Annotated in this window: 13 protein-coding genes; 6 read left to right on the top strand and 7 right to left on the bottom strand. The window is 65.4% G+C overall.

From position 1 onward, the window contains the following. Nucleotides 1-11: 11 nt before the first annotated feature. Nucleotides 12-566 (bottom strand): DUF6160 family protein, encoded by a 555-nt coding sequence (locus tag HMPREF2914_RS28905; protein WP_009315025.1) that lies wholly within the window; start codon nucleotides 564-566, stop codon nucleotides 12-14. A gap of 265 nt (nucleotides 567-831) precedes the next feature. On the opposite strand from HMPREF2914_RS28905, the gene HMPREF2914_RS28910 reads away from it, so the two are divergent. Next, on the top strand, nucleotides 832-1326 hold the full coding sequence (locus HMPREF2914_RS28910; protein ID WP_003084333.1) for a 2-thiouracil desulfurase family protein: 495 nt from the start codon (nucleotides 832-834) through the stop codon (nucleotides 1324-1326). Nucleotides 1327-1330: 4 nt separating this feature from the next. On the opposite strand, the gene HMPREF2914_RS28915 is transcribed toward HMPREF2914_RS28910, so the two are convergent. Further along, nucleotides 1331-2023: an amino acid ABC transporter permease gene (locus HMPREF2914_RS28915; protein ID WP_003084339.1), complete on the bottom strand. Its 693-nt coding sequence runs from the start codon at nucleotides 2021-2023 to the stop codon at nucleotides 1331-1333. 71 nt (nucleotides 2024-2094) lie between these two features. Next, nucleotides 2095-2865, bottom strand: a complete 771-nt coding sequence (locus HMPREF2914_RS28920) for a cystine ABC transporter substrate-binding protein (RefSeq protein ID WP_009315027.1) — start codon at nucleotides 2863-2865, stop codon at nucleotides 2095-2097. 292 nt (nucleotides 2866-3157) lie between these two features. Between HMPREF2914_RS28920 and HMPREF2914_RS28925 the strand changes: the two genes are divergently transcribed. Continuing rightward, nucleotides 3158-3595, top strand: coding sequence for a DUF4399 domain-containing protein (locus HMPREF2914_RS28925; RefSeq protein ID WP_003084345.1), 438 nt, complete (start codon nucleotides 3158-3160; stop codon nucleotides 3593-3595). Nucleotides 3596-3650: 55 nt separating this feature from the next. Here HMPREF2914_RS28925 and serA read toward each other — a convergent pair whose 3' ends face one another. Continuing rightward, nucleotides 3651-4880, bottom strand: a complete 1230-nt coding sequence (gene serA / locus HMPREF2914_RS28930) for a phosphoglycerate dehydrogenase (RefSeq protein WP_003084348.1) — start codon at nucleotides 4878-4880, stop codon at nucleotides 3651-3653. A gap of 203 nt (nucleotides 4881-5083) precedes the next feature. Here serA and HMPREF2914_RS28935 point away from each other — a divergent pair, with 203 nt between their 5' ends. The 4 genes from HMPREF2914_RS28935 (at nucleotide 5084) to HMPREF2914_RS28950 (ending at nucleotide 8757) form a co-directional block, all read left to right on the top strand. Continuing rightward, nucleotides 5084-6478, top strand: a complete 1395-nt coding sequence (locus HMPREF2914_RS28935) for an FAD-binding oxidoreductase (protein WP_003084351.1) — start codon at nucleotides 5084-5086, stop codon at nucleotides 6476-6478. Nucleotides 6479-6569: 91 nt separating this feature from the next. Next, nucleotides 6570-7235 carry a fumarylacetoacetate hydrolase family protein gene (locus HMPREF2914_RS28940; protein ID WP_003110705.1) on the top strand — a complete coding sequence of 222 codons (666 nt, stop codon included), beginning with the start codon at nucleotides 6570-6572 and terminating at the stop codon, nucleotides 7233-7235. Between the two features lie 98 nt (nucleotides 7236-7333). Further along, nucleotides 7334-8323 carry an SdiA-regulated domain-containing protein gene (locus tag HMPREF2914_RS28945; protein WP_003121726.1) on the top strand — a complete coding sequence of 330 codons (990 nt, stop codon included), beginning with the start codon at nucleotides 7334-7336 and terminating at the stop codon, nucleotides 8321-8323. A gap of 83 nt (nucleotides 8324-8406) precedes the next feature. Next, nucleotides 8407-8757, top strand: a complete 351-nt coding sequence (locus HMPREF2914_RS28950; RefSeq protein ID WP_003084357.1) for a NirD/YgiW/YdeI family stress tolerance protein — start codon at nucleotides 8407-8409, stop codon at nucleotides 8755-8757. A gap of 80 nt (nucleotides 8758-8837) precedes the next feature. Here the strand turns inward: HMPREF2914_RS28950 and aphB are convergent, their stop codons facing one another. The 3 genes from aphB to HMPREF2914_RS28965 all read right to left on the bottom strand — a co-directional run bounded on the left by aphB (nucleotide 8838) and on the right by HMPREF2914_RS28965 (nucleotide 12746). Continuing rightward, the gene (aphB, locus tag HMPREF2914_RS28955) at nucleotides 8838-9872 is read right to left on the bottom strand and encodes an acetylpolyamine amidohydrolase AphB (protein ID WP_023092293.1); all 1035 of its coding nucleotides are present in this window, start codon (nucleotides 9870-9872) and stop codon (nucleotides 8838-8840) included. Between the two features lie 15 nt (nucleotides 9873-9887). Continuing rightward, on the bottom strand, nucleotides 9888-11282 hold the full coding sequence (locus HMPREF2914_RS28960) for an APC family permease (RefSeq protein WP_023092294.1): 1395 nt from the start codon (nucleotides 11280-11282) through the stop codon (nucleotides 9888-9890). Nucleotides 11283-11702: 420 nt separating this feature from the next. After that, nucleotides 11703-12746, bottom strand: a complete 1044-nt coding sequence (locus tag HMPREF2914_RS28965; protein ID WP_003084365.1) for an ABC transporter substrate-binding protein — start codon at nucleotides 12744-12746, stop codon at nucleotides 11703-11705. Between the last annotated feature and the right edge of the window lie 37 nt (nucleotides 12747-12783).

The following is a 12783-nucleotide window of genomic DNA, read 5'->3' on the forward strand; positions in this document are numbered from 1 at the left end:
GGGTCGCCGCCTCAGTGACCCCAGACCTTGATCGTGCCGCGCAGGTCGGTGATGTCGCGCAGTTCGATGCGGCCGATCGAGTTGTCACCGATGTACAGGTCGCTGGCCACCCGCAGGCGGATGCGCTGCGCCGGCAGGCCGCTGGCGATCAACTGGTCGTTGATGGTGGCGAGGTCCGGCAGGCTGATCGCCAGTTGCTGCCCGCCGCCGCTGCCGGTGGTCACGTCCAGTGCCAGGGTCGGCTGCTCGACGCCGAAGATCGGCAGGCTCAGGCCGAGCTGGGCGGCGCCCAGGGGGATGTTGCCGCCGCGCCCGTCCGGGCAGTCGCCGACCTTCACGCAGCCGTTGTCGATCACCAGGTTGCGCAGCGAGAGGCTGCCGCCGTCGTCCACCCAGGCGACCCTGGCCGCGCCGGCGCGCAGGTCCAGGCGCAGGCTGATGCCGGCCTGGCCGGTGACCTGGCTGAGACTGTCGTTGTCCAGGGCCTCCATGGCCGCCTGGCTGGCAGCGCTGGCGAGCAGCGCGGGGGCCAGGAAAAACGGTAGAAGCGAGCGGGTCGGGAGCATGACGGGCGGGTCCTTCGCGGTTGCGCGGGAAGCCAGTCTGCTCGGGGCGGCGGAGGTTCGCCATGGGCCGCCCGCAGTTCTATCCTAAGGATCGGCAAGAAATAGCCCTGGTCCCCGCCATACGGGCGCTGGAGCGCTACCGCGAGGCCTAACTCCGGTTGGGTCGAGGGCGGGTTTCCCCGGTGCTTCCCGGCTACTGTTACCGGGCGTGACCATCGGTGAGCGGCAGGCTACTCTGTGTGCCTGTCAAAGGGGTGGAGCATCCATGCAGAAGGTTCTGGTCAGCCGTTGCCTGCTGGGCCACCTGGTGCGCTACGACGGTGGCAGCCATGGCCCGTTCGACCTGCTCTCGCGCTGGCATGCGCAGGGGCGGATCGTCGCCCTTTGCCCGGAGGTCGCCGGCGGCCTGCCGACGCCCCGCCCGCCAGCGGAGATCCCCGGCGGCCAGGGCGGCGAAGTGCTGGACCGGCTGAACCGGGTCTTCACCGTCGACGGCGAGGATGTCAGCGAAGCATTCCTGCTGGGGGCGGAGGCGGCAGTGGAGCTGGTCCGCCGCCATGACATCCGGATGGCCGTGCTCAAGGCGCGCAGTCCTTCCTGCGGCAACCTGGAGAACTACGACGGGCGCTTCAACGGCAGCCGGGTCGCCGGCGAGGGCGTGACCGCCGCCGCCCTCAAGCGCATGGGCGTGCTGGTCTTCAACGAAGACGAGCTGGACCGCGCCGCGGTCTGCCTGGCCGGCCTCGACGCCGGCGGCTGAACGCTCAGCGCCGCAGCGGCGCGGTCAGGCGGTTCTCCAGGGCTTTCTGCACACGCTCGAAGAGCGCCGAAAGCAGCCAGTAGATCCCGGCGGCAGCGAGATAGAGCGGCAGCGGCTGGAAGGTCTCGGCGATGACCTCCTTGGTCGCCAGCATCAGCTCGGTCACGGTGATCACGGAGATCAGCGAAGTGTCCTTGATCAGGCTGATCAGGCTGTTCGACAGGCTCGGCACCGCCAGGCGCAGGGCCTGCGGAGTGATGATGTTCCACAGGGTCTGGCCCCAGGTCAGGCCGACCGAGAGCCCGGCTTCCCATTGTCCCTTGTCGATGCCGAGGATCGCCCCGCGCATGGACTCCGAGAGATAGGCCGCGACATTCAGGGTCAGCGCCAGGATGCCCGCGGTGACCGGGGTGAACTCGATGCCGACGCTCGGCAGCCCGTAGTACAGGACGAAGATCTGCACCAGCAGTGGCGTCCCGCGGAAGGCGCTGACGTAGACCGCGGCGATCTGCGAGACCACCGGCACCTTGGTCACCCGGACCACCGCGACGCTGAAGCCAAGGATCAGGCCCAGGACCATCGATACCGCGGCGAACAGCACGGTATACATCGCGCCCTGGAGCAGGAAGGGCCAGGCCATCCCGAGCAGCTCGACCAGGTTGGCGAGCCATTCGAGCAATTTCTGCAGCGAATTCATTCAACACTCCATCGACAAACACGACGGCCGCGTCCCTCGGACGCGGCCGCTTCCCCCGTTCGGGCGGGAACTCACTTCGGCGGCTGGCTGACGTCCAGGCCGAACCACTTTTCCGAGAGCTTGGCGAAGCGGCCGTCGGCCTTGATCTTCTCCAGCGCCGCGTTCAGCGCCTCGCCGAACTTCGGGTTGTTCTTCCGGTAGGGAATCGCCATGTTCGCCACCGGTCCCACCGCCGCGCCGGGCTTGACCGGGAGCTTGGCCTCGCGGATGGCGAAGGGGATCAGCAGGCGGTCGTTGAGCGCCGCGTCGATACGCTTGCTGGCCAGGTCCTGCAGGTATTCCGGGGCGCCCGGATAGGTGCGCACGTTGACGCCGGCCACCGACTTCGCCAGGTCGGCGTAGTTGGTGCCCTGGCCGACGCCGAGCTTGAGGCCCTTGAGGTCTTCCAGCGACCTGAACTGGCGGGTTTCGTCGGCGCGCACGATCAACTGGGCGCTGGAGATGGTGTATGGCTCGCTGAAGTCGAAGACCTTGCGCCGCTGCTCGTTCACCGAGACCTGGTTCAGCGCGATGTCGTACTTGCCGCTCTGCAGGCCGGCGAGGATGCCGCTCCATTCGGTGGTGACGAATTCCGGCTTGACCGCCAGTTCGGCGGCCAGCAGTTCGCCCAGTTCGGTCTCGAAGCCGGTGAGCTTGCCGCCCTGCTTGAAGTTGAACGGCGGATAGGTGCCCTCCAGGGCGATGCGCAGGGCGCCGCGCTGGTGGACGTCGTCGAGCAGCTCGGCATGGGCCAGCGGGGCGGCCAGGGATACCAGCATCAGCAGGCGGGGCAGAAATCGCATGTAGTACTCCTCGGGTGGGAATGAACGTCGGTCGGGCCTATGCTGTTCGTTCAGCTTAGCCGGGCCCGCGTCCTGGACAATCGCGAACCTACTGGGTTGCATGCGGTCTTTCCAGGGGTTGCGGGCATTGACCCGGATTATGTGCGCGAGCGCCGCTCTAACACGGGCTTCGCAGTGGAAATCGCTGTGCCAGCGATGCCTTTCCCTGATTCGGAAGGCACGAAGAGTGCCGGGGAAATTCCGTCCAGTGGCGTTTCCCGGGTGCTAACGGAAGTGAAAACAGGAGACTCCCATGAGAGTGACATTGCCTTGCCTCGGTCTAGCCGCCCTGATGTTCGGCGCATCCGCCAGCCTGATGGCTGCCGACCTGCCCCGGACGAAGGCGCCCGAAGGGGCGAAAGTGTATTTCATCACGCCGGCCGATGGTGCAACCGTCGACAAGACCTTCACCGTGAAATTCGGCCTGAAAGGCATGGGCGTGGCGCCGGCCGGCGTCGACATGCCGGATACCGGCCACCATCACCTGTTGGTGGACCTGAAGGAGCAGCCGGCGATGAACCTGCCGCTGCCGATGACCGACAACATCCGCCACTTCGGCAAGGGCCAGACCGAAACCGAGATCACCCTGCCGCCGGGCAAGCACACCCTGCAACTGCTGGTGGGCGACAAGAACCACGTGCCGCTGGAGCCGACCGTGGAGTCGGAGAAGATCACCGTTACCGTCAAGTGACGGAAACGAAAAAGGAGGCCGCTGGGCCTCCTTTTCCTTTCCGCCGGGCGCTGTCTTAGAACAGCACGCGGCTACGGATGGTGCCGTTGACCTGCTGGAGTTTCTCCAGGGCCAGGTCGGAGTACTCGGCATCGACGTCGATCACCACGTAGCCGACCTTATCGTTGGTTTGCAGGTATTGGCCGGAAACGTTGATGCCGTTGTCGGCGAAGACCTTGTTGATCTCGCTCATCACGCCGGGGATGTTGGCGTGGATGTGCAGCAGGCGGTGCTTGCCCGGGTGCGACGGCAGGGCCACTTCGGGGAAGTTGACCGAGGACACCGAGGTGCCGTTGTCGCTGTACTTGACCAGCTTCTCCGCCACTTCCAGGCCGATGTTGGCCTGTGCCTCGGCGGTGGAGCCGCCGATGTGCGGGGTCAGGATCACCCGGTCCAGGCCACGCAGCGGGCTGGCGAATTCCTCGTCGTTGGATTTCGGCTCGACCGGGAACACGTCGATGGCGGCGCCGATCAGGTGCTCATCCTTGATCGCGGCGGCCAGGTGGTCCAGCTCGACCACGGTGCCGCGCGCGGCGTTGATCAGGATGCCGCCCTTCTTCATCGCGCGGATTTCCTTCTCGCCGATCATCCACTGGGTGGAGGGCAGTTCGGGAACGTGCAGCGAGACGATGTCGGACATGCCCAGCAGCTCGTGCAGGCTGCCGATCTGCACCGCGTTGCCCAGCGGCAGCTTGGTCACGGTGTCGTAGAAGAACACCTGCATGCCCAGGGCCTCGGCGAGTACCGAGAGCTGGGTGCCGATCGAACCGTAGCCGACGATGCCGAGCTTCTTGCCACGGATCTCGAAGGAGTTCGCCGCGCTCTTGATCCAGCCGCCGCGATGGCAGGAAGCGTTCTTTTCCGGGATGCCGCGCAGCAGCAGGATCGCCTCGGCCAGTACCAGCTCAGCCACAGAGCGGGTGTTCGAGTAGGGCGCGTTGAACACGGCGATACCGCGTTCGCGAGCGGCGTTGAGGTCGACCTGATTGGTGCCGATGCAGAAGCAGCCGACCGCGATCAGTTTCTTCGCGCAGTCGAAGACCTCTTCGGTCAGCTGGGTGCGGGAGCGAATGCCGATGAAGTGCGCATCGGCGATCCTTTCCTTCAGCTCATCGCCGGAAAGCGCGGTCTTGAGGTACTCGATATTGGTGTAGCCGGCGGCCTTCAGCGTGTCCACGGCGTTCTGGTGGACACCTTCGAGAAGAAGGAACTTGATCTTGCTCTTGTCGAGAGAGGTCTTGCTCATCTGCGTAAACCTGTTGTCCCGGAGGAAGTGGCTGGAAAGCGAACTGCGCGAAGCGGGTCCGGCCGGCGCTGGCCGGCACCCGCAACTCGGCGCCCAGAGGCACTAAGCGCGGGGGGCGTATGCTAGCATGTTCTCCCTTTTCCTTGCCCGGTTGCGACCTGAGTTGTTCTCAGGGCGACCATGAATCATTTGAGAGTTCCCGAATGACCCGCGAAGCCCTGATCGAATCGCTCAAGCCCCTGGTCGAGCCTGGCAAGCTGCTCGACGACGCCGCCTCCCTGGACGCCTACGGCAAGGACTGGACCAAGCATTTCGCCCCTGCGCCGCTGGCCATCGTGTTCCCCAAGAGCGTCGAGCAGGTCCAGGCGATCGTCCGCTGGGCCAACCAGCACAAGGTCGGTCTGGTCCCGTCGGGCGGCCGTACCGGGCTCTCCGCCGCGGCCGTGGCGGCCAACGGCGAAGTCGTGGTGGCCTTCGACTACATGAACCGGATCCTCGACTTCAATGCCTTCGACCGCACCGTGGTCTGCCAGCCCGGCGTGGTTACCAAGCAACTGCAGACCTTCGCCGAGGAAAACGGCCTGTACTACCCGGTTGACTTCGCTTCTTCCGGTTCCAGCCAGATCGGCGGCAATATCGGCACCAATGCCGGCGGGATCAAGGTCATTCGCTACGGCATGACCCGTAACTGGGTGGCCGGGATGAAGGTCGTCACCGGCAAGGGCGACCTGCTCGAGCTGAACAAGGACCTGATCAAGAACGCCACCGGCTACGACATGCGCCAGCTGTTCATCGGCGCCGAAGGTACCCTGGGCTTCGTGGTCGAGGCGACCATGCGCCTGGAGCGCACGCCGAAGAACCTCACCGCTATGGTCCTCGGCACGCCCGACTTCGACTCGATCATGCCGGTGCTGCATGCCTTCCAGAGCAAGCTCGACCTGACCGCCTTCGAGTTCTTCTCCGACAAGGCCCTGGCCAAGGTCCTGGCCCGTGGCGATGTACCACGGGCGTTCGAAACCGACTGCCCGTTCTACGCCCTGCTGGAGTTCGAGGCGACCACCGAGGAAGTCGCCAACGAGGCGCTGGCCACCTTCGAGCACTGCGTCGAGCAGGGCTGGGTGCTGGACGGGGTGATGAGCCAGAGCGAGCAGCAGTTGCAGAACCTGTGGAAGCTGCGCGAGTACATCTCCGAGACCATCTCCCACTGGACGCCGTACAAGAACGACATCTCGGTCACGGTTTCCCGGGTGCCCGCCTTCCTCAAGGACATCGACGCCATCGTCGAGGCCAACTACCCGGACTTCGAGGTGGTGTGGTTCGGCCACATCGGCGACGGCAACCTGCACCTGAACATCCTCAAGCCGGAAAACCTCGGCAAGGACGAGTTCTTCGCCAGGTGCGCGACCGTCAACAAGTGGGTGTTCGAGACCGTCGAGAAGTACAACGGCTCGATTTCCGCCGAGCATGGCGTGGGCATGACCAAGCGCGACTACTTGACCTACACCCGCTCGGAAACCGAAATTGCCTATATGAAGGCACTGAAGGCGGTGTTCGACCCCAACGGGATCATGAATCCCGGCAAGATCTTCGCCGAGTAGCAGGTTTCGCAACGCAGAGGGCCGGTCATCCGGCCCTTCTCGTCTGTGGCGGGCGCCACGGATGCCCTTCCACCCGTTCAGGAGTCGGTAAATGAGTTACCAGCATCAATATATCGACGGCACCCCGATCCACTTCCCCCTGGGCAAGCTGGTCTGCGTCGGGCGCAACTACGCCGAACACGCCAAGGAACTGAACAACCCGGTTCCCACCGAGCCGCTGCTGTTCATCAAGCCCGGCTCCTGCGTGGTGCCGGTGAGCGGCGGGCTGAGCCTGCCGCAGGAGCGCGGCTCGGTACACTACGAGGCGGAAATCGCCGTGCTGATCGGCAAGCCGCTGTCGCGCAAGCCGAACCGCGAGGAGGTCCTCGACGCGATCTCCGGCTATGCGCCGGCGCTGGACCTGACCTTGCGCGAGGTCCAGGCGAAACTGAAGGAAAAGGGCCTGCCCTGGGAGCTGGCAAAGAGCTTCGATGGCGCCGGCGTGCTGTCGCCGTTCGTGAACGCCGACCAGTTTCCCGACCCGACCGACATCGGCATCCGCCTGACCATCAACGGCGAGGTGCGCCAGGACGGCAACAGCCGCGACATGCTCAATCCGATCGTGCCGCTGATCCAGCACATCGCCGGGCATTTCTCGCTACAGGCCGGCGATGTGGTGCTGACCGGCACGCCGTCCGGGGTCGGGCCGCTGAACAGCGGCGACGAGTTGCTGCTCGAATTGCCGGGCGCCAGCCGTTTCGAGACCCGCGTGCTCTGAACCGCTGCGGCCGCCGGGGGCGGCCGACTTCCCTAGCGCCGGCAGCGGAAGCGACTGTCGGTCGGCTGGCCGACGCTTCGATTGACAGGCCGGGGGCAATGCCCTTTCATGGCGACGCCCAAGAAAACACCTGGCCAAACAGTCGAGCCTCGCCCATGTCCCTTGCCTCCAAGCTTCCCCGTTTCCGCTGGCTGCTGCCGGCGTTCGTCGTGCTCGTCGGCGTGGTGCTGACCATCGTCATGCATTGGGACGATCGCGCCGGCCTTTGGTGGAAGGAAAGCCAGGCCAGCCAGCAGCAGCGCGACGAAAGCATCTGGCTGCCGGGCTATCGGGTGGTGATCGACGCCAAGCCGTTGCAGGGCCTGGAGGAGGAAGAAACCTCGGACCTGGCCTACAACCCGGCAACCAGGACCCTGTTCACCGTTACCGGCAAGCGGCCGCTGCTGGTGGAGCTGTCGCTCACCGGCGACGTGCTGCGCACCATCCCGCTGCTCGGCCTGAGCAATCCCGAAGGCGTGGCGGTGCTGGAGAACGGCAACGTCGCGGTGACCGACGAGCGCCGCAATACCCTGACCATCTTCCATGTCGACCCGCAGACCGCCGAGCTGAGCACCAAGAGCCTGGCCGAATTCCCGCTGGGCAATATCGGCAAGAAGAACAAGGGCTTCGAGGGCATCGCCTGGGATCCGCGCCAGCAGCGTCTGTTGCTGAGCAAGGAGCGCGATCCGATGACCCTGTTCAGCTGGAAGAGCGACGGCGGGCCGAGCCTGAGCGGGGCGATGACCGCGCTACCGAGCGACGACCTTTACATGCGCAACGTCTCGGCGCTCAGCGTCGACCCGCGTACCGGGCATACGCTGGTGCTGTCGGCCGAATCGCATCTGCTGCTGGAGCTGGACGAGAAGGGCGAGCCGGTCAGCTTCATCAGCCTGCTCGGCGGCTTCAACGGCCTGGACAGCAAGATCCCGCGCGCCGAAGGGGTGGCCATCGACGACGAGGGCACCATCTACATGGTCAGCGAGCCGAACCTGTTCTACGTGTTCCGCAAGAAGAGCGGCGAGCGCCTGGCCACCAGCGATGCCGATTAAGCTTCGCTTAAGCGCCGATTAAGCCTGGTTTCAGCAAGGCTTCGTAGCCTGGACCCATCGAAACCAACTACGAGGCGTTACCCATGAAACTTCGTCACCTGCCCCTCATCGCTGCCATCGGCCTGTTCTCCACCGTCACCCTGGCCGCTGGCTATACCGGCCCGGGCGCTACCCCGACCACCACCACGGTGAAGGCCGCGCTGGAAGCTGCCGACGACACCCCGGTGGTCCTTCAGGGCACCATCGTCAAGCGCATCAAGGGCGACATCTACGAGTTCCGCGACGCCACCGGCAGCATGAAGGTCGAGATCGACGACGAAGACTTCCCGCCGATGGAAATCAACGACAAGACCCGGGTCAAGCTGACCGGCGAAGTCGACCGCGACCTGGTCGGCCGCGAGATCGACGTCGAGTTCGTCGAAGTGATCAAGTAAGGCCCTGAATCGAAACGGCCCGCCTCTCTTCCGGGAGGCGGGCCGTTTCGCGTTCCGACCGGGCGAAGTTGCGGGCGGGCTTACCGGTGAACCCCTTCGAAACCCTGTAGCACGTTCACCGCGTTGATCCCGATTTCCTCCACCGCGTAGCCTCCCTCCATCACGAACAGCGTGGCCAGGCCGAGCTTGCCGATGGCTTCGCCCATGCGCAGGTAGTCGGGGCTGTCCAGGCGGAACTGGGAAATCGGGTCCTCCTTGAAGGTATCCACCCCCAGGGAAACGATCAGGACGTCCGCCGCATAGGCCTGGATCTGCCGGATCGCCGCCTGCAGCGCCTGGCTCCAGGTCGCCCAGTCGCTGCCGGCCGTCAGTGGGTAGTTGAAGTTGTAGCCGGTGCCGACGCCGTTGCCCTTCTCGTCGGCGTAGCCGAGGAAATAGGGGTATTCGAAGCGCGGATCGCCGTGGATCGAGGTGAACAGCACATCGGCGCGGTCGTAGAAGATGTCCTGGGTGCCGTTGCCATGGTGGTAGTCGACGTCGAGGATCGCCACCCGCCCGGCGCCCCGGTCGAGGAAGGCCTGGGCGGCGATGGCGGCATTGTTGAAGAAGCAATAGCCGCCCATGTAGTCGGCCGCGGCGTGGTGGCCCGGCGGGCGACAGAGCGAAAATACCGAGCGCGCGCCGTTGGCGAGTTCGGACTGGCCGCTGAGGGCGACGTTGGCCGAACTGGTGATCGCCTGCCAGGTCCCGGCGGTGATCGGCGCGCCGGCGTCGAAGGAGTAGTAGCCGAGGCGACCGTCGATGTTGTCCGGCTCCGTCTGCCGCAGGCGCCGGGTCGGCCAGGCGATCGGCAGCATGTCGTGGCTGCGGCCGGTGGCCAGCCAGTCCTGCCAGGCGTTCTGCAGGAAACGCACGAAACCCTCGCTGTGCACCCGGCGGATCGGTTCCAGGCCGAAGTCGCGCGGTGCGCGGACTTCGCCGAGGCCGACGGCCTTCACGCGGTCGAGGACCATGTCGGCGCGGCTGGGTTTTTCGAAGCAGGGGGTGAACTGGCCGCCGATCAGTTCGTGCCGGCCGTGGTGCAGGCGATGGTCGTCGCTGTAGATGGTCAGCATGTCGGGCTCCCGGGCTCAGTTCTGTTCGGAGAAGGTCACGGTCGGCGCCTTGCGGCGGAAACCGCCGGTATGCAACGCCAGGTAGGCGAGGCCGGCGGCGAACCAGGTCAGGCCGATCACCAGGGTCAGCGCCGAGAGGCTGGTCCACAGCCACAGGGTCAGGCCCAGGCCGATGGCCGGCACCAGCCCGTAGCGCAGCAGGTCGCGCGGGGCGCGGCGGCCGTCGAGCAGCAGGTAGCTGCGGATCACCGCCAGGTTCACCGCGGAGAACGCCACCAGCGCGCCGAAGCTGATCATCGAGGCCAGGGTGGTGAGGTCGATGACCACCGCCAGCAGGGAAATCACCGAGACCACCAGGATCGCGATCACTGGCGTCTTGAAGCGCTCCGAGAGGCTGCCGAACACGCGCCGCGGCAGGATGCCGTCGCGGCCCATGCTGTAGAGGATGCGCGACACCGAGGCCTGCGAGGCCAGTGCCGAGCCGGCGGCGCCGGCGACGTAGGCGGCGGTGAAGAAGCTGGCGAGGTACTTGCCGCCGGCCGCCAGCATCACTTCGTTGGCCGCCGACTCGGCGTCCTGGAATACGCTGCCGGGGAACACCAGTTGGCTGAAGACCGCCAGCACGGTGAACAGCAGGCCGGCGCCGACCGTGGTGATGACGATGGCGCGCGGGATGTCGCGTTGCGGATCGCGGGTTTCCTCGGCCAGGGTCGAGACCGCGTCGAAGCCGAGGAACGACAGGCACAGCACCGCCGCGCCGGCCATCAACGGGGCGAAGCCCGGCTGGCTGCCGTCGCCGACGAAGGGCAGGCTCAGGTCCAGCGAGGGGATGCCGGCCAGGTGCTTGACCGCCATGGCGACGAACACCACGGCGAAGACGAACTGGGCGCCGACGATCACGTTGCTCATGCCGGCCACCGAGCTGATGCCGATCACGTTGAGCACGGTGACCAGGCCGATCGCCGCGAGCACGAAGACCCAGGCCGGCACCATCGGGAAGGCGATGTTGAGGAACAGGCCGATGAGCAGGTAGTTGATCATCGGCAGGAACAGGTAGTCGAGCAGCAGCGACCAGCCGGCGAGGAAGCCGACGCAGGGGCCGAAGCTGAGGCTGGTATAGGAATAGGCCGAGCCGGCGATGGGATATTTCTTCACCATGAAGCTGTAGGAAAAGGCGGTGAAGAGCATCGCCGCCAGGGTGATCAGGTAGGCGCTGGCGGTGCGACCGCCGGTGATCTCGGTGACTACCCCGTAGGTGGTGAACATGGTCAGCGGAACCATGTAGACCAGCCCGAAGAAGACCAGGGCGGGGAGCCCGAGGATGCGCCGCAGGCCGGTGCCCTGGGCGCTGTGGACGTACTCGGGGCGCTTGCCGCCGATGAGGATGCCGTTGTTGCGTTGGCTGGCCATGTTCCGCTCCTCGCGAAATGCCGTATCGATCCCGCAGGCGGCCGCGTGGGCGGACCTTTCCTGCGCCGGGTGAATGGACGGGCTAGTGGAAAACCGCTGGGGTTTCCGTCGGGTCGGTGGAAATGGCAGTGACGAGAGGGCACGCGGCGTGTGCGGGCACGGGCGTTGGGGCGTCGATAGTGTTCATGGCGTTCTCAGGAAGCGTTCTTGTTGGATTTCTAGCTCGCGGTCGCGAGGTTCCCTTGGGCTCTGCCGGCGCCGTTTCCGCGGCTCCGGGCGACCCCTCGAGGAGGGCGCGGTTCGACTCTAGCAATCCGGTTTCGCCGGGGAGAACCCTGTAGACGGTCAAAAAGGGATCGAGATGGCCAAACTGGCTGGCCGGCCAGCGCTGGCGCGAGCTGGCCGCCAGCGCCGCGTCGATCATTTCTTAAGCTTGGTCCAGACCTTGCTGCGCAACGCCAGGGCTTTCGGCGAGCAGAGCTTGAACGGCTTCAGGCGGTCGAGCTTGTCCTGCGGGGTGTTGATCGCCGGGTCGTCGAACAGCGCCTTCTCCATGAATTTCTCCGAGCCGACGATGGCGTTGTTGTACTTGGCGAAGTTGGAGGCGGCGGCGATGTTCTCCGGGCGCATCATCCAGTCGATGAAGACGTGGGCTTCCTTGACGTTGCTGGCGTCGCGCGGAATCGCGAAGTTGTCGATGAACAGCCGGATGCCTTCCTTCGGATAGACGTATTCGAGGCTGGCGCGTTGGGCGTGGGCGCGGTGGAAGGCGCCGTTCCACTGCTGGTGCATGGCGACCTCGCCGGCGGCCATGCGCTCGATGGTGCCGTCGCTGTTGTACATGGCCAGCGCCGGCTTTTGCCTGAGCAGCAGGTCGAGGACCTTCTGCGCTTCCCTGGCGTCCTCGGTGCATTCGTCGATGCCGAGGTAGTAGGTGGCGGGAATGAACAGTTCCTCGATGGAGTTCAGAGCCACCACCTTGCCTTTCAGCTCGGCTGGTGGTTCGAAGAACGGCTTCCAGCTTTCTTCCAGCCTGCCGCCCGGCACCTTCGCCGTATCGTAGCTGTAGCCGGTGGTGCCCCAGAGATAGGGAATGCTGTAGTCGTGGCCGGGATCGAAGCCAAGGGTCCGGAAGTTTTCCTTCAGATTGCCCAGGCTCGGCAACTGGCTCTTGTCGAGCTTTTGCAGCAGCCCCTCCTTGACGAATATTTCTATGAAACTGTCCGACGGCACCACCACGTCGTAGGCGCCGCCTCCGGCCTTGAGCTTGGCCAGCAGCGTCTCGTTGCTGTCGTAGGCGTCGAGGGTGGCCTTGATCCCGGTGTCCTTCTCGAACTTCTTCAGCAACTCCGGCGGGTAGTAGTCCGACCAGTTGGCGAAGTGCAGGGTGCCTTCGGCGCGAGCCTGGCCGCCCAGGGCTAGACCGGCGGCGAAGAGCAGGGTGAGCGGTGTGCGGTAGGTCATGGTGGACTCCTGGCGATCTTCTGTTTTTTCTTCGTGG

It is taken from the genome of Pseudomonas sp. HMSC067G02, assembly GCF_001813485.1.
Lineage (GTDB): Bacteria > Pseudomonadota > Gammaproteobacteria > Pseudomonadales > Pseudomonadaceae > Pseudomonas > Pseudomonas aeruginosa.